This is a genomic window from Sphingomonas sp. Tas61C01, assembly GCF_052567495.1.
Genome location: NZ_CP199583.1, coordinates 2,495,282 through 2,513,608, shown reverse-complemented (window position 1 = coordinate 2,513,608; position 18,327 = coordinate 2,495,282). Strand labels below are relative to the sequence as shown.

At 66.6% G+C, this 18,327-nt stretch carries 22 protein-coding genes and 1 tRNA gene; 10 read left to right on the top strand and 13 right to left on the bottom strand.

The features are described 5' to 3' along the window. Positions 1–12: 12 nt before the first annotated feature. From ACT009_RS11725 to sucC, 4 genes are all read right to left on the bottom strand, one after another. Positions 13–942 (bottom strand): electron transfer flavoprotein subunit alpha/FixB family protein, encoded by a 930-nt coding sequence (locus ACT009_RS11725; protein ID WP_445191258.1) that lies wholly within the window; start codon positions 940–942, stop codon positions 13–15. Further along, positions 939–1,685: an electron transfer flavoprotein subunit beta/FixA family protein gene (locus ACT009_RS11720; RefSeq protein WP_445191257.1), complete on the bottom strand. Its 747-nt coding sequence runs from the start codon at positions 1,683–1,685 to the stop codon at positions 939–941. The genes ACT009_RS11725 and ACT009_RS11720 overlap by 4 nt, the downstream gene beginning before the upstream one ends. Before the next feature lie 64 nt (positions 1,686–1,749). After that, positions 1,750–1,992, bottom strand: coding sequence for a hypothetical protein (locus tag ACT009_RS11715; RefSeq protein ID WP_445191256.1), 243 nt, complete (start codon positions 1,990–1,992; stop codon positions 1,750–1,752). 9 nt (positions 1,993–2,001) lie between these two features. Beyond that, entirely contained in the window at positions 2,002–3,201 is a 1,200-nt protein-coding gene (gene sucC, locus ACT009_RS11710) for an ADP-forming succinate--CoA ligase subunit beta (protein WP_445191255.1), read from the bottom strand. Positions 3,202–3,350: 149 nt separating this feature from the next. Here sucC and ACT009_RS11705 point away from each other — a divergent pair, with 149 nt between their 5' ends. Then, positions 3,351–3,878 (top strand): sterol desaturase family protein, encoded by a 528-nt coding sequence (locus ACT009_RS11705; protein WP_445191254.1) that lies wholly within the window; start codon positions 3,351–3,353, stop codon positions 3,876–3,878. 18 nt (positions 3,879–3,896) lie between these two features. Beyond that, positions 3,897–4,232 (top strand): PilZ domain-containing protein, encoded by a 336-nt coding sequence (locus tag ACT009_RS11700; RefSeq protein WP_445191253.1) that lies wholly within the window; start codon positions 3,897–3,899, stop codon positions 4,230–4,232. 372 nt (positions 4,233–4,604) lie between these two features. Here ACT009_RS11700 and ACT009_RS11695 read toward each other — a convergent pair whose 3' ends face one another. Further along, the gene (locus tag ACT009_RS11695; protein ID WP_445191252.1) at positions 4,605–5,540 is read right to left on the bottom strand and encodes a ribose-phosphate pyrophosphokinase; all 936 of its coding nucleotides are present in this window, start codon (positions 5,538–5,540) and stop codon (positions 4,605–4,607) included. Between the two features lie 97 nt (positions 5,541–5,637). On the opposite strand from ACT009_RS11695, the gene ACT009_RS11690 reads away from it, so the two are divergent. Together ACT009_RS11690 and ACT009_RS11685 are read left to right on the top strand one after the other, a co-directional pair. Next, positions 5,638–6,963: a glutamate--tRNA ligase gene (locus ACT009_RS11690; protein WP_445191251.1), complete on the top strand. Its 1,326-nt coding sequence runs from the start codon at positions 5,638–5,640 to the stop codon at positions 6,961–6,963. A 138-nt stretch (positions 6,964–7,101) separates the two neighbouring features. Further along, on the top strand, positions 7,102–7,764 hold the full coding sequence (locus ACT009_RS11685) for an energy transducer TonB (protein WP_445191250.1): 663 nt from the start codon (positions 7,102–7,104) through the stop codon (positions 7,762–7,764). Positions 7,765–7,847: 83 nt separating this feature from the next. Here the strand turns inward: ACT009_RS11685 and ACT009_RS11680 are convergent, their stop codons facing one another. Then, the gene (locus ACT009_RS11680; protein WP_445191249.1) at positions 7,848–9,140 is read right to left on the bottom strand and encodes an MFS transporter; all 1,293 of its coding nucleotides are present in this window, start codon (positions 9,138–9,140) and stop codon (positions 7,848–7,850) included. Continuing rightward, positions 9,137–9,460, bottom strand: a complete 324-nt coding sequence (locus ACT009_RS11675; RefSeq protein WP_445191248.1) for an antibiotic biosynthesis monooxygenase — start codon at positions 9,458–9,460, stop codon at positions 9,137–9,139. The genes ACT009_RS11680 and ACT009_RS11675 overlap by 4 nt, the downstream gene beginning before the upstream one ends. A 174-nt stretch (positions 9,461–9,634) precedes the next feature. Between ACT009_RS11675 and ACT009_RS11670 the strand changes: the two genes are divergently transcribed. Beyond that, positions 9,635–10,249 carry a class I SAM-dependent methyltransferase gene (locus tag ACT009_RS11670; protein ID WP_445194076.1) on the top strand — a complete coding sequence of 205 codons (615 nt, stop codon included), beginning with the start codon at positions 9,635–9,637 and terminating at the stop codon, positions 10,247–10,249. A 246-nt stretch (positions 10,250–10,495) separates the two neighbouring features. Here the strand turns inward: ACT009_RS11670 and ACT009_RS11665 are convergent, their stop codons facing one another. Continuing rightward, on the bottom strand, positions 10,496–11,656 hold the full coding sequence (locus ACT009_RS11665) for a phospholipase D-like domain-containing protein (RefSeq protein ID WP_445191247.1): 1,161 nt from the start codon (positions 11,654–11,656) through the stop codon (positions 10,496–10,498). Between the two features lie 116 nt (positions 11,657–11,772). On the opposite strand from ACT009_RS11665, the gene rpoZ reads away from it, so the two are divergent. Continuing rightward, entirely contained in the window at positions 11,773–12,117 is a 345-nt protein-coding gene (gene rpoZ / locus ACT009_RS11660) for a DNA-directed RNA polymerase subunit omega (protein ID WP_375421659.1), read from the top strand. A gap of 199 nt (positions 12,118–12,316) precedes the next feature. Here rpoZ and ACT009_RS11655 read toward each other — a convergent pair whose 3' ends face one another. Both ACT009_RS11655 and ACT009_RS11650 read right to left on the bottom strand, forming a co-directional pair. Further along, positions 12,317–13,009 carry an RlmE family RNA methyltransferase gene (locus ACT009_RS11655; protein WP_445191246.1) on the bottom strand — a complete coding sequence of 231 codons (693 nt, stop codon included), beginning with the start codon at positions 13,007–13,009 and terminating at the stop codon, positions 12,317–12,319. Next, the gene (locus ACT009_RS11650) at positions 13,006–14,046 is read right to left on the bottom strand and encodes a Ppx/GppA phosphatase family protein (RefSeq protein ID WP_445191245.1); all 1,041 of its coding nucleotides are present in this window, start codon (positions 14,044–14,046) and stop codon (positions 13,006–13,008) included. Before ACT009_RS11650 ends, ACT009_RS11655 begins: the two co-directional genes overlap by 4 nt. A gap of 153 nt (positions 14,047–14,199) precedes the next feature. Between ACT009_RS11650 and ACT009_RS11645 the strand changes: the two genes are divergently transcribed. Together ACT009_RS11645 and ACT009_RS11640 are read left to right on the top strand one after the other, a co-directional pair. Further along, positions 14,200–14,273 (top strand) — tRNA-Gln (locus ACT009_RS11645). 246 nt (positions 14,274–14,519) lie between these two features. Next, the gene (locus tag ACT009_RS11640) at positions 14,520–14,741 is read left to right on the top strand and encodes a hypothetical protein (protein WP_445191244.1); all 222 of its coding nucleotides are present in this window, start codon (positions 14,520–14,522) and stop codon (positions 14,739–14,741) included. Positions 14,742–15,022: 281 nt separating this feature from the next. Here the strand turns inward: ACT009_RS11640 and ACT009_RS11635 are convergent, their stop codons facing one another. Continuing rightward, on the bottom strand, positions 15,023–15,415 hold the full coding sequence (locus tag ACT009_RS11635) for a thermonuclease family protein (protein ID WP_445191243.1): 393 nt from the start codon (positions 15,413–15,415) through the stop codon (positions 15,023–15,025). Between the two features lie 66 nt (positions 15,416–15,481). Next, positions 15,482–15,910, bottom strand: a complete 429-nt coding sequence (locus ACT009_RS11630; RefSeq protein ID WP_445191242.1) for a hypothetical protein — start codon at positions 15,908–15,910, stop codon at positions 15,482–15,484. A 277-nt stretch (positions 15,911–16,187) separates the two neighbouring features. Between ACT009_RS11630 and ACT009_RS11625 the strand changes: the two genes are divergently transcribed. Continuing rightward, positions 16,188–16,616: a hypothetical protein gene (locus ACT009_RS11625; protein WP_445191241.1), complete on the top strand. Its 429-nt coding sequence runs from the start codon at positions 16,188–16,190 to the stop codon at positions 16,614–16,616. Positions 16,617–16,662: 46 nt separating this feature from the next. Here the strand turns inward: ACT009_RS11625 and rfbC are convergent, their stop codons facing one another. Next, positions 16,663–17,229 carry a dTDP-4-dehydrorhamnose 3,5-epimerase gene (gene rfbC / locus ACT009_RS11620; protein ID WP_445191240.1) on the bottom strand — a complete coding sequence of 189 codons (567 nt, stop codon included), beginning with the start codon at positions 17,227–17,229 and terminating at the stop codon, positions 16,663–16,665. 157 nt (positions 17,230–17,386) lie between these two features. Between rfbC and ACT009_RS11615 the strand changes: the two genes are divergently transcribed. Beyond that, positions 17,387–18,217, top strand: a complete 831-nt coding sequence (locus tag ACT009_RS11615; protein WP_445191239.1) for a glycosyltransferase family 2 protein — start codon at positions 17,387–17,389, stop codon at positions 18,215–18,217. Positions 18,218–18,327: the final 110 nt, after the last annotated feature.

Genomic DNA, 18,327 nt, shown 5'->3' with positions numbered 1-18,327 from the left:
ACCCCCATTACCTCACAGCTTTTCGGTGAGTTCCGGCACGATCTTGAACAGGTCGCCGACCAAGCCGATGTCCGCGACCTGGAAGATCGGGGCGTCCTCGTCCTTGTTGATCGCGATGATCGTCTTGCTGTCCTTCATGCCCGCAAGATGCTGGATCGCGCCCGAGATGCCGACCGCGACATAGACTTCGGGGGCGACGATCTTGCCGGTCTGACCGACCTGATAGTCGTTCGGCGCATAGCCCGCGTCGACCGCGGCTCGGCTGGCGCCAACGCCGGCGCCGAGCTTGTCCGCGAGCGGATCGATCAGCGCGTGAAACTGATCGCCCGAACCGAGCGCGCGCCCTCCCGAGACGATGATCTTGGCGCTGGTCAGCTCCGGGCGCTCGGACTTGGCGATTTCGGCGCTGGTGAAGGTCGACAGGCCCTTGTCGCCGGTCGAGGCGACCGCCTCGATCTCGCCCGATCCACCCTCGATCGCCGCCTTGGCGAAGGCGGTGCCCCGGACGGTGATCACCTTCTTGGCGTCGGACGACTGAACGGTGGCGATCGCATTGCCGGCGTAGATCGGGCGGGTGAAGGTGTCCTCGCTCTCGACCGACAGGATGTCGCTGATCTGCATGACGTCGAGAAGGGCGGCGACGCGCGGCGCGATGTTCTTGCCGGTCGAGGTCGACGGTACGACGAACGCGTCGTGATGCCCCATCAGCTCGGCGACGAGCGGCGCGATGTTTTCGGCCAGCGCGTGCGCGAACGCGTCGTCGTCGGCAACATGGACCTTGCCGACGCCCGCGATCGCAGCGGCGGCGGTGGCGACGGCGTCGACGCCCTTGCCGGCGACGAGCAGATGGACTTCGCCGAGCTGCGAGGCGGCGGTGACCGCCGACAGCGTGGCATCCTTGACGGCCGTACCGTCATGTTCGACCCAGACCAGCGTCTTCACTTCGCGACTCCCATTGCCTTCAGCTTGCCGACGAGTTCGTCGACATCGGCGACCTTCACGCCTGCGGTGCGCTTGGCGGGTTCGACCACCTTCAACGTGGTGAGCCGCGGGGTGACGTCGACGCCGTAATCCGCGGGCGTCTTCTGCGCGAGCGGCTTGGACTTCGCCTTCATGATGTTGGGCAGCGAAGCGTAGCGCGGCTCGTTGAGGCGGAGATCGGTGGTGACGATCGCGGGAAGCTTCAGCGCATCGGTCTCGGCGCCGCCGTCGATCTCGCGGGTGACGTTGATCGTGTCGCCGGCGATCTCGACCTTCGACGCGGCGGTGCCCTGCGCCCAGCCGAGCAGGCCGGCGAGCATCTGCCCGGTCTGGTTGTTGTCGTCGTCGATCGCCTGTTTGCCGAGGATGATCAGGTCGGGGCTTTCTTCCGCGACGATCTTCGCAAGGATCTTGGCGACGCCGAGCGGTTCGACCTTGGTATCGGACACGACGAGGATCGCGCGATCCGCGCCCATGGCGAGCGCGGTGCGCAGCGTTTCCTGCGATTTCTGTTCGCCGATCGACACGACGACGATCTCGGTAACGCCCTTGTCCTTCAGACGGATCGCTTCCTCGACCGCGATCTCGTCGAACGGGTTCATGCTCATCTTGACGTTGGCGAGGTCGACCCCCGTGCCATCGGCCTTCACCCGGGGCTTCACGTTGTAGTCAAGCACGCGCTTGACCGGGACTAGCACCTTCATTCCACTCTCCAATCCATCGAACCACCGTCCTGGGGAGGGGCGTTCGTGCCGCGTTGCGCGGATGTCAGTCCTTCAGCTCCAGCCGATGTTCGACGCGCTCCAGCCGATCCTTCACGCCGTCGAACTGTACCTGGAGATGCGCCGAAATCTCGGCGTCGTTGACCTGATCCCGTCGCAAATTGATCACTGCGGCGTGGGTTGCCGACTGCCGCGTCGTCAGCTCGCCCAGCTTGCGATCGATCCGCTGGAGCGACCCCTGAAACCGCTTCAGACGTTCGACAATCAGATTTTCGACGTTGTCGTTCATCCAGTCCCTTTACGCCGCCTTCTGCACTTCGGCGACGATCTTCTTCGCCGCATCGCCAAGATCGTTAGCCGCAACGATGGCGAGGCCGGAATTGGACAAAATGTCCTTGCCGAGTTCGACGTTGGTGCCTTCGAGGCGAACCACCAGCGGTACCGACAGGTTCACTTCCTTCGCCGCGGCGACGATGCCCTCGGCGATGATGTCGCAGCGCATGATCCCGCCGAAGATGTTGACGAGGATGCCCTTCACTGCGGGATCGCCGAGAATGATCTTGAATGCCGCGGTGACTTTCTCCTTGTTGGCGCCGCCGCCGACGTCGAGGAAATTGGCCGGGAACATGCCGTTCAGCTTGATGATGTCCATCGTCGCCATGGCAAGGCCGGCGCCGTTGACCATGCAGCCGATGTCGCCGTCGAGCTTGATATAGGCGAGGTCGTACTTCGACGCTTCCAGCTCGGCGGGATCCTCCTCAGTCTCGTCGCGGAGCTCGAGCAGGTCCTTGTGACGGAACAGCGCGTTGCCGTCGAACGCCACCTTGGCATCGAGCACCATCAGCTTACCGTCCTCGGTGACGGCGAGCGGGTTGATCTCGATCTGCTCGGCATCGGTGCCGAGGAACGCGTCGTACAGCTTCGACGCGGTCGACGCCGCCTGCTTGGCGAGATCGCCGGTCAGTTCCAGCGCCGCGGCAACTGCGCGGCCGTGATGCGGCATGAAGCCGGTCGCGGCGTCGATGTCGATCGCGTGGATCTTTTCGGGCGTGTCGTGCGCCACCGTCTCGATGTCCATGCCGCCCTCGGTCGAGGCGACCATCGAGATGCGCCCGGTCGCGCGGTTGACGAGCAGCGCGAGGTAGAATTCCTTGGCGATGTCGACGCCGTCGGTGACGTAGAGGCGGTTGACCTGCTTGCCCGCATCACCGGTCTGGATCGTCACCAGCGTGTTGCCGAGCATGTCGGTCGCGGCGGCGCGGACCTCGTCGGCGGTCTTGGCGAGGCGGACGCCACCCTTGGCATCGGGGCCGAGTTCCTTGAACTTGCCCTTGCCGCGGCCACCGGCGTGGATCTGCGCCTTCACGACATAGAGCGGCCCGGGCAGCTTGGCCGCGGCCGCGACGGCCTCGTCGACGCTCAACGCGGCATAGCCGGCGGGCACGGGGACGCCGAACTTGGCGAGCAGTTCCTTGGCCTGATATTCATGGATGTTCATTGGGGGCGGCTCCGCCATTTCGAAGATCGGGAATGGCTCGGCTAAAGCACGGTTGCGGCTGCGAATCCACCCCCGGGGCGCGCATGGGCAGTGCAGCAACCTGTGCGGCGGCGCTCGCGTTAGCGGCCGCGCGTACCTATATGGCGCGGATGACCTGGCCGATCGGTATCCTGCTCTTCGTCACCACCCTCGCGCTGATGGAAGGCGTAGCCTATGCCGCGCATCGCTGGATCATGCACGGCATCGGCTGGTTCCTCCATGAAAGCCATCATCGTCCGCGGACCGGGCATTTCGAACTCAACGACCTTTATGCCGCGATCTTCGCGGTGCCGTCGTTCCTGTTGATCTTCGGCGGGCTGCAGCTCGGCTGGTGGAACGGGTTCGTGTGGATCGGCGCGGGGGTCGCGGCGTACGGGGCGATCTATTTCGGCTTCCACGACGTGATCGTGCACAACCGCATCCCGACCCGGTATCTGCCGAAATCGCCTTACATGAAGCGAATCGTCCAGTCGCATCGCCTGCATCACGTGGTCGAGACGCGCGAGGGCACGGTAAGCTTCGGCTTCCTGGTCGCGCCACGTCCCGAGTCGCTGAAGGCGGAGCTGAAGCGACGGGACCGTCGCGGTGTGCGGGCGCCGAAAGAAAGTACGCAAGACGAGGCATTTACTGAACGCTAACCACTCGCATGGCAAGCCATGGCCATGGAACAGCCGACGTTCGCCCAGCCCTATGATCTAGTCGACGACGACGCGCGGCGGGCGCTGCGCAAGTCGGTGAGGATGCGCGCGCACCTGCGCGATCGCGGCCAGACCCGGTTCGAGATCGAAGTGACCGACCTGTCGCGCTCGGGCTTTCGCGCCGAAACCAGCTTCACGCTGTGGCCGGGAACGATCGTGTGGCTGACGCTGCCCGGCCTGGCGGCGCTGGAGGCGGTGGTCGCCTGGCGCGACCGGTATAAATATGGCTGCGCCTTCGCCAAGCCGCTCCATCCTGCGGTGTTCGACCATATCGTGGCGCTGTCGCTGCGCTGAGCGCAGCGCAGGCGCGGGCACGCTCGCGCCGATACGCGAAGTGCAGCGCAAGCCCGGCCGACGGGTCGGCTCTGGCCGAACCCGTTCGACGGCGGCTTTGCCGGCGGCGCTTGTAGTGGATTGGGCTTCTTGCATTTGCCGGGCAGGGTAAGGATCGCGGAGATCGCGCCTACAGGCAGAGATCCTCGAAACGACCTTTCTGCTGAAGCGGACACATCGATGGCACGGCTTCCATCGGACGCCAGCGGCCACGATTCCCCAGCAGCGACGACGGCAAAGCCGCCTTCGGACGGGTCGCACGCGACCCGCCGGCCGTGCCGGGCGCTGCGCGTGGCGCGCACCGGGACGGTCGTGGCCGTTCCTGCGCCCTGCTCAGTCAAATAGGCTCGACACGCTGGTCTCGTCGGCGATCCGCTTGATCGCTTCGCCGAGCAGCGGTGCGATCGCCAGATGGCGGATCTTGCGGCAGGTCGCGATCGATTCGTGGTTGCCGATCGAATCGGTGATCACCAGTTCGCGCAACGCCGAACCCTCGACCCGTGCCACCGCGCCGCCCGACAGCACGCCGTGGGTGACATAGGCGATCACGTCCTCGGCACCGGCTTCGCGCAGCGCGGCGGCGGCGTTGCAGAGCGTGCCCGCCGAATCGACGATGTCGTCGACCAGGATGCAGAAGCGGCCCTCGACCTCGCCGATGATGTTCATCACCTCCGATTCGCCGGCGCGCTCGCGGCGCTTGTCGACGATCGCGAGCGGAGCGTTGTCGAGCCGCTTCGCCAGCACCCGCGCGCGGACCACGCCGCCGACGTCGGGCGAGACGACCATCAGGTTCTTGCCCTTGAACCGCGCGTTGATGTCCGCCGACATCACCGGGGCGGCGTAGAGGTTGTCGGTCGGGATATCGAAGAAGCCCTGGATCTGCCCGGCATGGAGATCGACCGACAACACCCGGTCGGCGCCCGCGACGGTGATCAGGTTCGCGACCAGCTTGGCCGAGATCGGGGTGCGCGGGCCGGGTTTCCGGTCCTGCCGGGCATAGCCCATATAGGGGATCACCGCGGTGATGCGCTTGGCCGACGCGCGCTTCAGCGCATCGATCATGATCAGCAATTCCATGAGGTTGTCGTTGGCGGGATAGCCGGTCGACTGGAGCACGAAGACGTCCTCGCCGCGGACATTCTCCTGGATCTCGACGAAGATCTCCTCGTCGGCGAACCGCCGCACCAGCGCCTCGGTCAGCGGGCTTTCGAGGTAGGCCGCGATCTCCTGCGCGAGCGGCAGGTTCGAATTGCCGGTCATCAGCTTCATGCGCGCATTCCCCACCCGTGGAGCGCCGCCTTAGTCCTGGCTTCGGGGGAGCGGAAGGGGGTTGCCGCCCTCGATACGGCGCCTATGCGACATCGGCATGACGACCGTCACCCGCTTCGCGCCGTCGCCGACCGGCATGCTCCATGTCGGCAATATTCGTGCGGCGCTGCATAACTGGCTGTTCGCGCGCAAATCCGGCGGCCGGTTCGTGCTGCGGATCGACGACACCGATGCCGAGCGCAGCGAGGAACGGTTCGTCGACGCGATCCGCGCCGATCTTGATTGGCTGGGGCTGACCCCGGACGCGGAAGCGCGCCAGTCGGACCGGTTCGCGCTGTACGAGGCGCGCTTCGCCGATCTGGTCGCGGCGGGTCGGATCTACCCTGCCTACGAGAGCGCCGACGAACTCGCGTTGAAGCGCAAGGTACAGCTCGGGCGCGGGCTGCCGCCGGTGTACGATCGCGCCGCGCTGGCGCTGAGCGACTCGGCGCGGGCCGCGCTGGAGGCGGACGGCGTGCGGCCGCATTGGCGGTTCCGGCTCGATCACGATGCGCCGATCGAGTGGACCGATCTCGTGCGTGGGCCGCAGCGGTTCGATCCGGCGACGATGAGCGACCCGGTGGTGCGGCGCGCGGACGGATCCTGGCTGTACATGCTGCCCTCCGCGATCGACGATATCGACCTCGCGATCAGCCATGTCGTCCGCGGCGAGGATCACGTCTCGAACACCGCATTGCAACTGCAGATGTTCGCGGCGATGGGCGCGCCGCCCCCCGCCTTCGCGCACGCCGCGCTGCTGACCGGCAGCGAGGGCAAATTGTCGAAGCGGCTCGGCTCGCTCGGGGTCGAGCATTTCCGGGCCGCGGGCATCGAGCCGCAGGCGCTACGTGCCGTGTTGGCGCGGATCGGGACCAGCGACCCGGTCGAGCCGCTGGTCGACGCGGCGCCGTTGATCGCGAGCTTCGACTTCGCGCGGTTCGGGCGCGCGCCGGCGCGGTTCGACGAGGCCGAACTGGCGCAGGTCAACGCGCGGATCGTCCACCAGCTCGACTATGATGCGGTCAAGGAACGCTTGCCCTCGGGCATGAGCGAGGCGGAATGGAGGGCGGTGCGGCCGAACCTGACGGTGGTCCCCGACGCCGCCAACTGGTGGCAGGTGATCGAGGGGCCGATCGAGCCGCCGGCGGTGGACGCGGATGTCCGCGCGTATCTGGACCGCGCACGGGGCGTCGTGGCGGACATGATCTGGTCGGACGATCCCTGGCACGCGCTGACCGCGGCGCTGAAGGCGGAGACGGGGCGTACCGGCAAGGCGCTGTTCCTGCCGCTGCGGCGCGCGCTGACCGGCCGCGACCACGGGCCCGACATGGCGGCGCTGCTGCCGCTGATCGGCCGCGACCGGGCGTTGCAGCGGCTGGGCTGACCAATACCCCCTGCCGGAGAACGGTTGCGCCTTGACACTCTCGACCTTGAAGCTCTGCTTGACGACGTGATGTTATAATGTAGCATCCATTTATCGGCGAGTCGTGCCGAGACTGCCAGGAGATGAAGGAGACGGACCATGTACGCCGACCGGAATGCCAAAGGGACCCGCTTCAATCCCGCCGGGCTGACTGCCGCGATCGCGATCAACGCGGCGTTCGTCGCGGCGCTGATGTTCTCGGTGCCGACGCTGATCGCGCCGCCGCACACCGACGACCCGCTGACCACCTACACCGTGCCGCCGGTCAAGCCGCCGCCGCCCGAGAAGATCGAGAAGCCGGTCACCCAGGTGAACCGCCCGACCGAGCATATCACCACGCCCATCCCGACGGTTCCGACCAACCCGACGACCGATTTCACCGCGACCACCGATCCGTCGCCGCCGGTCGGCCCGACGATCGGCGCCGATCCCGGCGTCACCGTGATCGATCCGCCGTTGCCGCCGCCGCCCATGACCTTCATCGAGCCCGCGGTCGATGCGCGCTATGCCCGCGACTTCCAGCCGATCTATCCCGCCGCCGAACGCCGTGCCGAGCGCGAGGGGCGGGTCTCGATCCGCGTCCTGATCGGCATCGACGGCCGGGTGAAGGAGGCCAAGCGACTCGCTGCGACCAGCGATGCGTTCTGGCAGGTCACGCTCGACCGGGCGCTGTCCAAATGGCGGTTCAAGCCGGCGACACGCGGCGGCATCCCGGTCGAGGCATGGCGGACGATGAGCCTGACCTTCGTGCTGGAGGGGTAGGCGCCGAAGCCGTTAGGGCCTCTACTACTCACCCCTCCCCTGAAGGGGAGGGGCTCGATCAACCCACAGGATGTCGAACCGATCTAGACCGCGCGATCCCGCAGCGCGAGCCAGCTGTAAATGAACAGCACGACCAGCGCGGCACCCGCTGCCAGATACGGCAGCGAGTGCTGCGCCTCGTACAGCCCGACGCCGATCGACGGGCCGAGCACGAAGCTGGCGCCGTTGATGCTGGTGACCTTGCCCGCGACCGAGCCCTGCCCCGCCGGCCCGACCGCGAGCGACGATCCCGCAGTGAACCCCGGCCGAGTGAAGCCGAAGCCCAGGCTCGCCAGCGCATAGGCGGTGGCGATGCCGTACAGCGAGGTGGCGATGCCGGTCAGCGCGGTGCCGATCGCGGCGATCACCAGCCCCGACAGCACCAGCTGGCGTGGGCCCAGGTTCAGCCGCGGGATGATCCCCCATTGTGCGAGCAGCGCGGCGCCCGCACCCATGATCAGCACCAGCCCGGTCGGCTCGAGCGCCAGCGCGGGCGCGAGGTTCAGCCGGTCGATGACGAGGAAGCCGATCGCCTGACTGGTCATCGCCTGCGCATGGCCCATCACCAGCCCGGCGATCATCCAGCCGCGGATCCGCGGATCGGTGTAGCCGACCTTCTCGCTGTGCGATTCGGTCGCCGCCGCGACGCTCGCCCCGGTCGGCGCGCCGCCGATCGACGGATAGGCCGACGAGGCGGAATGCGTCGTGATCAGCGGCGCGCGATCGTCGGGCAGCATCGTCCGCACGGTGAAGAACACCGCGATCCCGAACAGCGCGAAGGCGAAGGCAGGTCCGGCAAGCCCGATCTCGATCCCGCCGATCGTGCCCAGCAGCAGATAGGGCGCGATCGCCGGGCCCAGGATCGTGCCGAGCCCGAACGCGGAGGCGAGCAGGGTCAGTGCCTTGGTGCGTTCCTCGCGAGTCGTCTCGCCCGCCACCAGCGCCTGGACTGCAGGCGGGGCGGCGGACCCGAAGGTGCCGTAGATCAGCCGCCCGCCGATGAAGGCGAGGAACGCCGCGGTGCCGCTGATCCAGCCGTTGATCCCGGCGGCGAGGAAGATCCCGCACAGCGTCAGCGATACCGCGAACCCGCCCATGCCGAGCAGGATCATCGCGCGTCGGCCATGCCGATCCGATCGATTCGCCCAGAACGGCGCGGCGATCACCCATAGCAGCGCCGAGACCGAGAACGCGGCGGCCACCGCGCGATCGGCGACCCCCAGCGACCGGCCGAGCGCGGGCAGCACCGATTGCAGCGCGGTGTTGCCCGCCGCGATCGTCAGCATCACCAGGAACATCAGCGCGAACCGCCGGTCGATCCTCGCCGCGAGCGTCATGGCCGCGTCCAGCCATAGCCGCGTTCGACCCGCGCGATCGTCATCCGATAGCGGTCGTACCAGCGCGCGCGGCCCTGGTCCCGGATCGCCGCGTGATCGGGCTGGTCGCGCCACGCGATCGCGGCGGCGTCATCGGCCCAGTAGCTGACGGTGATGCCGATGCCGTCGGCGCCGCGCACGCTGTCGACGCCGCGAAACCCCGGCTGGCACGCGGCGAGCGCCTCCATCGCCGACGCGGCGGCGGCATAGCCGGCCTCGTCCGCGTCGCGCCGATGCGACATGAAGATCACTGCGATCTGCCCGGTGCGTTCGTCGTGCATCGCCGTCGCTTACGCGGTTGCGGGCCCGTGGCAAGACGCCGCCGGTCCCGCGGCGGGGCGGCAATGCAACCCTGTGTCTTGAAACGCGTTCGGGAAACGTGCGACGGGGATGCGACCTCGTTTCGCCCGCAACCTCCATCAGGTCGCGCGGGTCCACGATCGACAAGGATGCCGATGCCCAGCTCGACCACCGCCGCCCGGCGTGCCCGATCCCGCCCCGCCGGCGTACCAAGCCCGGTATCGATGTTCTTCCAGGGCTTCATCAAGCATCCGGTGATGGTCGGTTCGATCATCCCGTCGTCGGACAAGCTGATCCGAAAGATGCTCGCGCCGGTCGATTGGGGCGCGTGCAAGCTGTTCGTCGAATACGGCCCCGGCGTCGGCACCTTTTGTCGGCCGATCCTGGAGCGGATGGCGCCCGACGCGACGCTGATCGCGATCGACACCAATCCCGACTTCATCCGCTACCTCGACCACATCATCACCGATTCGCGGTTCGTCGCGGTCCATGGCTCGGCGGCGGATGTCGAACAGATCGTGAAGGATCACGGCCACGATTCGGCGGATTACGTGCTGTCGGGCCTGCCCTTCTCGACGCTGCCGCCCGGCGTCGGCGCCGCGATCGGCGGAGCCACCGCGCGGGTGATCCGCAGCGGCGGCGCGTTCCTGGTCTATCAATTCTCGCCCAAGGTGAAGGACTTCCTCACCCCGCATTTCGGCGAAATCGACCACGACATGGAATGGTGGAACGTACCCCCGGCGCAGCTGTACTGGGCCTGGAAGGACTGACCCTTCTGGCGTTGCAATAAGGTGGTGCGCGCGGCGCCGTGGTGACGCGGAGGGTCAAACGGCTGGTGATCGCGCGAATCTAGCCCCTCCCCTGAATGGGAGGGGAGTAGGACGATCATCGCCGCCCCAGTATAGCGGCAGCAGCCTCCATCATCGACAGCAGCAGGCGCGCGGTGCGCGAGGCAGGATCGACGTCGCGCCGTGCGTACGATCTCCGCGTCCCCGCGCGACCCATCTTCTCCAGCGCTATTCGTCGATCCCGAAGTTCAGCCCCCGCGACAGGCCAGGATCGACCACCGCGATCAGCAGATACGCGAAGAACTGGCGCAGGCGCTGGATCGGTCCCGCCTGCGCCTTGTACCATTCGGGGGTGATCGCCTGCGACTTGACGATCTCGCCGTCGACATAGCCGCGGACATGATCGGCGAAGGCGCGATCCTCGATCCGCAGCATGAGTTCGAGGTTGATGAATAGCGATCGCATGTCGAAGTTCGCCGATCCGATATGGACCGCGTCGTCGACGACGTAGAGCTTGGTGTGGAGCTTCGACGGCTGGTATTCGAACAGGGCGACCCCGTTCCGCAGCAGCCCTGCATAGGTGAAGCGCGCCGCCGCGATCGTCGCGTTGTTGTCCGATTTGGCGGCGGTGACGACGCGCACCCCGGCGCTGCGCTTGCCCGCCTTGTCGAGCCGCCGCAACAGCGAGGGGCTGGGCGTGAAATAACCCGCGATCAGGTCGATCCGCGTCGCCCTCCCCATGTCGTTGCGCAGCGCCTTGGCCCAGGGCGACAGCTTGCGCGTCGGGCCGCCGATCAGCCAGCGGGTCGTGCCCTGGGTCTCGCTCCACTGCGCGAGCGCGCGGTTGAGCGGACGCAGCCGCCCCTTCGCCGCCGTCACCCAATCGTGCAGCGCGTCGAAATAGCCCGCCATCCGCCCCGCGGCAGGGCCTTCGACGAGCAGGCCGAGATCCTGCCACGCGGCGTCCTCCGGGGTGCCGAAATAATCGTCCTCGACGTTGAAGCCGCCGATGATGATCCTGTCCTCGTCGGCGAGCGCCAGCTTCTGGTGATTGCGCAGCAGGTAGCGCCGGCCGAACCGCGGCGAGAAGCGGCAGATCTTCACCCCGGCCGCGTGGAGCGGCGCGAAGAAGGCGGGATCGGTGTCCTCGCTGCCGAAGCCGTCGATGATCAGCGACACCGCGACGCCGCGCCCGGCCGCGGCGACCATCGCGGCGTTGACGCGGCGCCCGGCATCGTCGTCGGCATAGATGTAATAGAGGATGCGGAGCCGGTGCGCGGCGCCGTCGATCAGCGCGATCAGCGCGTCGAGCCGTCGCGGGCCGGTGTCGAGCAGCGTCAGGCGATTGCCGTCGACGGTAAAGCTCGGCTGCGGGGGCGGCGTCTCCATCGCGCTTCGATGCCGCGTCGCGGGCAGGGCGGCAAGGCCGTTTTCCTTGACTCGGCGAGGGCGCCGACCTAGATGGCCGCTCTTCAATTCAGCGGTATTTGCGAAGGAAAGCGTCCATGGCGCGCGTCACTGTCGAAGATTGCGTCGACAAGATCCCGAACCGGTTCGACCTGGTGCTGTTCGCGGCCCAGCGCGCGCGGCAGATTTCGGGCGGTGCCGAGCTGACGATCGACCGCGATCGCGACAAGAACCCGGTCGTCGCGCTGCGCGAGATCGCCGAGGTCACGGTGCGCCCGGCGCATCTGGAGGATTCGGTGATCTCCAGCCTGCAGCGGGTGCAGATCGACGACGAGGACGAGGCGGACGCCGTCGGCAGCCTCGCCGCCTCGGCCGAGGCACTCCGCCTCACCGCCGCCGCGCCGCCGCGCAACCAGAATCTGGGTGCCGATTACGACGGTTGATCCGCGCGTAAGGTCGATCTAACGAGAGCCGCGGCCGCGATGCCGCGGCTCTTGTCGTATCTGTAAGGGACGCCTTCTCGCTCGGTCATCCTCGCGAACGCGGGGATCCAGCACCTATATTGTTGGTCCTAGAGCCGCGACGCTAGCCAGTCTGGAGTCCGGCCATCGCGAGGAAGGTGGGCTGCGAAGAGCCACCTTGCTAGTCGCGCGGCGCAACTTCCTCCGTCCGCGCGCGACCCTTGAAGCCTTGGGCGACCACATACCATTCCGACGACCCCTTGCGGCTGGCGGGCGGCTTGGCGTGCTTGACCGCGGTGAAGTTGCGCTTCAGCACGGTCACCAGGTCGCTGTCCGCACCTCCGGCGAGCACCTTGGCGACGAACGCCCCGCCCGGCCGTAGCACCTCGCACGCGAATTCGACCGCGGCCTCGACCAGGCCCATCGTCCGCAAATGATCGGTCTGGGTATGGCCGACGGTGTTCGCCGCCATGTCCGACAGCACCAGATCCGCCGCGCCGCCCAGCGCCTCGCGGAGCTGGTCGGGCGCTTCGTCGGCCATGAAATCGAGCTCGAGGATCGTCACCCCGTCGAGCGGATCGACCGGCAGCAGGTCGATCCCGACCACGACCGCAGCGGGCAAGCGTTTCTTGACGACCTGGCTCCAGCCGCCGGGAGCGATGCCCAGGTCGATCACCCGCTTGGCGCCGCGCAGGAAAGCGAAGCGTTCGTCGAGTTCGATCAGCTTGTACGCCGCGCGGCTGCGATAGCCCTCGGCCTTCGCGCGTTTCACATAGGGGTCGTTGAGTTGGCGTTCGAGCCAGCGCGTCGACTGCGCGGTCCGCTTGCGCGCGGTGAGGACGCGGGTCTTGCCGCCCGACCCACCGCGGCTCATGGCCGGGGGCTCCCCATCAGCCGGCGCAGGATGCCCTCGCGGATACCGCGATCGGCGATGCCGAGGCGCTCGGCGGGCCACAGGTCCATGATCGTTTCGAGGATCGCGCAGCCCGCGACGACCAGATCCGCGCGCTCCCCGCCGATGCAGGGCAGCTTGGCGCGGTCCGCGATCGACATCTGCGACAGGTCGGTGCTGATCCGGCGCATCGCCGCCGCCGGCACGATCAACCCGTCCACCTGCGCGCGGTCGTAATGGCTCAGTCCCAGATGCACGCTACCCAGCGTCGTCACCGTGCCGCTGGTGCCGAGCAGCCGCGGCGTGCGGACGTTCTTCGGCAACCGCGCGGCGAAGCCGGCGAAGCTCTCCGCGACGAGCGAGCGCATGTGCGCATAGGCCGCGACCCGACCCTCCAGCCCCTCGCCGCCACCGGCCTGCTCGGTCAGCGACACCACCCCCCACGGCGTCGAATGCCAGTCGAGGATCCGCGGGATCGGCGCGGCGGTGTCGATCAGGACGAGCTCGGTCGATCCGCCGCCGATGTCGAACACCAGCGCGGGGTCCTCGCCCGGCTCGATCAGCGCGTGGCAGCCGAGCACCGCGAGCTGCGCCTCCTCCTCCGCGGAGATGATATCGAGATGGATCCCGGTCTCGGCGTAGGCGCGGGCGATGAAGTCGGCGCCGTTTGTCGCGCGCCGGCAGGCTTCGGTCGCGACCGATCGCGCGAGCGTGACGTTGCGGCGGCGCAGCTTGTCCGAACAGACGCGCAGGGCGGCGATGGTGCGGTCGATCGCGGCGTCGCTCAGCGTGCCGGTCGCGGCGACACCCTCGCCCAGGCGGACGATGCGGGAAAAAGCGTCGATGATCGCGAAGCCGTTGCCGTGCGGCCGCGCGATCAGCAGCCGGCAATTATTGGTGCCGAGATCGAGCGCGGCGAAGGCCTGCGCGTCGGACCAGCGGCCCCGCTGGGGCCGGCTCGGCGCCGGACGGGCAGGTGGATCCTGCCGGTACGGCTGTCGGGCGGATTGATCCCCCATCGCCGTGACTTTCTTTTCTGTTCTTCCGTCACGCGCCGCCGATGGCGCGCTCGGTGCTTGGCGACCGATGTAGCGCAGCGGCGTCGGCGCGACAAGCGAGGGCGCGGACGGCGTTGACAGCCCCATGTTCGCCGCCTAGATGCGCCCGCCTGTTGCCCCGTCGTCTAAAGGTAAGACTACGGACTCTGACTCCGTTAATCGAGGTTCGAATCCTCGCGGGGCATCCAGACATTCGTCAGATATTCTAATAAGTTAGCGCTGTGCGGCGATGCTTAGAGGCGTGCAACACGGCTGCGGCATGTTGCCATCAAATCCGACGCTTTTCCGCCGTTTCCGTTTGGCTCCCGGCCAGTCCGTGCAACATGAATGCGACATGCCACAGCTGCCGGCGCGGCGCCTCGATGCTCAATGAGCGGTTAACTAGATCGAAGCAAAACCGTGCGAAGGGTCGAGCGATACAACAGGTGATCCACATGCCGACGTTCGAACCCACCCGTAGCGCATCGCTTGTCGAATCTATTCACCAGCCAATGCGCTCGACGGTGGCGGCCTGCCTCAATCGCTGGGTTGGGCTAGACGGCGGTGCCAAGGCGCATTGCTACCTAGTAGTGGAGGGTGATGAAATGGGGGCTCGAGTCACGCTGAACAGTCAGCAGATCGCGCAATTGGCTCAGGTGCGAGGGCTTGCCGCTTAGAACGCAGGTATGCCGGCACGCGAGCGTTAAGCGTCTCCGGTCAAGGTGGGCGCGCAGCTGCAGCGACATCGGTTAATAAGTCATTTAACGCATGTGCTTATACCTCTGCTGCAGCGCACAGATCGCACGCCTTTCAGGCATCCTCTCCTAACACCTTTCGCGGTCGGCATTTCGGTGCTGGCCGCTTTTTTGGGTCGGCGTGTCTCGGGCAGCATCTGGCAACACCATGAGCCAAATCCAACATGATTGCGGATTTCCCCTGAACCTCTGCCAACATGACATCAGCGACAATCACCCATTCGGTACCGCCGCCAGTACAGAACCCACCGCACCGCGGCGCCAGCAGCGATCACCGCGCAGCTGAGCGAGCGCCCGTCGGGCAGCGTGCACCGCGCCACCACCCGCTTGTAGCTGCGATCGACCGGCCGACATGCCAGCGTCTGCCGCAGCACCAGCCGCTCGACGATCTGACGGCTGCGCTCGGCCGCGGCGTCGTTGCACACGTACCCAGCGCGACGCCGTCGGCATGGCTCAGCGCTCTCGAAGTCCGGCGCCTGGATGCCGGCGACGCGCACCTTCACGCCGTTGACGCACCAGAGCGGGCCGTCGCCGTCGTGCACCTTGGTGACGATGCAGGCGAACGGCGCGGCGAGAAGGGCTGCGGCGATGATCATGTCAGCGATCGCTGCGGCTCGGCGAAGACCGGCTCGAGGATCCCGACAACCTTGCCGACCAGTTTGCTAAGGCAGATACCAGGCGTTCGGTCCCTCGGTCGCATAGGGGCCGTCGACCAAGCCGCCTGACTTGCCGAGACGCATCCATTCACGCAACTCGTCTGCCGTTCGCGGTCGATTACACCCACAAGCCAACCAGCAGACGGTCTCGATCATCTCGCGGTTGGGGCCGCAGCCGAATATGCCGGCACGCTGCCATAGCTCGACGATCGATCTTCCGCCGTCGTTCCAGCGGATACAGAACAGCTCGCCCTCGGCGGGCTCCTTATCATCCGGATCGATGATGGCGACGTCGCCAGGGCGCAGGTGTGGAAGGTTGTGTTCGTCGGCGATCGTCACTGCCAAGCATCCCAGCGGGAGACGGTCGCACACGATGAACGATCGCAAGCCCGGCTGTTGCACGGGCGCAGGTGTGATATTGGCGTTCGAAGCCATGATCGATCTCCCTTTAGATCGGTTGCGGTTAGGAACGGCGTGAGGGGTCCAACGCCCTTGCGCCGTTCTGCTTTAGCCAATATCGTTAATTGGTGAACGACTCAATAGACAATATCGAAAAAAGAGGCCGGGGTCGCCCGAAGACCGACGCCGTTCCGATCTTGGTGCGCGTTCCTCCGCCAATGGTCGACGCAGTGGACGACTGGGCTGCTCGGCATAAAGTTGGCACTCGACCCGAGGCTATCCGCCAGCTGGTAGAGCGGGGGCTGAAGGCAGAATGACCACTACGCTGCGCCTGCTGCCGATCGCCGCCCTGCTCACCGCGTGCGGGTCATCGAAGCCGACCCCGGATCCTCGCGTCGAGGTCCTGGAGCAGCGCCTGGCCGAGCAGACCCACCGGATCGACGCGCTGGAGGCGGCGCGGCAGCGGGAGGTCATGGATGCCGCCAACAAGGCCGCGCCCTCCGCCCAGCCTCCGGCCAATGAATTCGTGCTGATCGGCGCCGGCACGCTGGGGCAGGATGGAAAGCGCTACCCGTCAGAGCAGGAGTGCGAAGCGGCGAAGAAGACGGTGGCGGAAAGCGCTGGGCGGCTGGAGAAAGAGGCGCGTGCCAAAGGTGCGGCATTCGTGATGCCTGCCGCTATGTCGTGCCTGCCGACACCGCCGGAGTTGATCCAGCCGTCGTTTCCGGGGTTGAGGGAGTGAATGTACTCTGGCTCCGGAGCGGCACGCGAAGGTGACAGGCGTCAGTCTACGCTGCCACAACGAACGGTGAGACGAAATCGCGCAGCGCAGTGCCGCGCGTGTCGTTGTCCGACGTGATCGGCGGCGCGCCGAAGTCTGGCCATGGCGCCGCTACATCGGGGTCATCCCAGGCAATGATCCCCTCCGTTTCCGGGTGGTAGATGTCTGTCAGCTTGTTCAGGACGTGGGTCTCCGGCTCAAGCGTCATATAACCGTGAGCGAAGCCGGGCGGCATCCATAGCTGGTGGCCATTTTCCACGGATAGCAGGGCCTGCGCGAACTGGCCGTAGGTGGGTGAGCCGCGGCGGATATCGACCGCGAAGTCGAGGATCGATCCCCGCAACACCTTCAACAGCTTGCCCTGGGGTCTAGGCGCCGCTTGATAGTGAAAACCGCGAATGGTGTTCGCGCCCGGCGAGTAGAGATGATTTTCTTGAACAAACGTAATGGGTTTGCCAATGGCGGCTTGGAACTTGTCGAGCCGGAAGGACTCGGAGAAGTACCCGCGTCGATCTGGGTTTCTCGTCGGCATGACGAGGATGACGTCTGAGATTGCGAGGCGCTCAAAGTGCATGGGGCTGTCCCAACTAAACGTGGCAGATCACCAGTGATCCGGCGCTGCAATCCAGCTGCCGTTTGCGTAACCCGAGCTTCTGTCGTCATCCAGCCGTTTCAGCGAACATTTTGGGACACCCGCTGGACCTTTGCCTCCGCCCACGCGAGGAAAGCCGATGCCCCTTTTCACTATCATGCTCCCAATCGTTCGACCGCCTGCGATGCTCCCCTATGCCGTTAAGTCGGTTCAGAGCCAGACGATCACCGATTGGGAGCTCTTCATCATCTTGGATGGCGCTCCGCCGGAAACGCTGGCGGTAGCGACGCAGCTGGCGGCGGAGGACCCACGAATAAAGGTTCGTCCGTTCGCCAAGGGCGAGCGCAACGGCGAAGCGCATCGGCATGTCGTGCTGGGCGAGGCGACGGGGAGCTATGTCGCGCAAATTGCGGATGACGATCTTTGGTTCCCTCGCCACCTGGCCGAGCTTCGCCTGCTGCTTTCCGAAGTCGATTTCGGCAACCTCCTGCAATGCGAGATCTTCCCCGATGGACGTCCGAAGATCCTCTTCGGGGACTTGGCGTCGGCGAAGATGCGCCGAGCGATGCTGACGGATCTGGTGAGCTTTTTCGGTCCGTCCTGCGCAGGCTATCGACGAGCAGCATATGATCGCTTGCCAGTCGGCTGGAGCCCAGCGCCGCCCGGGATCTGGTCGGACTTGTACATGTGGCGCAAGTTCCTGGCCGTGGCGGAAGTCCGAGCGGCAACACGCTTCTCGATCGAGGCGGCGAAAATAGAGTCGCCGGTGCGGCACCACATGACGATGGAGGCGCGCGCGGCTGAAACAGCAGCGCTCGCTGAGCGGATCGGTACAGCTGACGGACGTGCCGATATACGGGCGAACGCCCTGCGCAATGCCATTTGGGTGAGGGCGGCGCGACACACGCCGACATCTTCGGCAAGAGAACGGGCTAGGCGGATGTGGCGGGTGCTTCGCGATTTCGAGTGACCGCCCGCCGCAGCACCCGCCAGCTCCAGCCAGCATAAGCAAGAAGTCGCAAGGGGACGGGTCGCGCGCGCGCGCGTAGCTGGGTAGGATCGCCCAGGCCGATCGGGCAG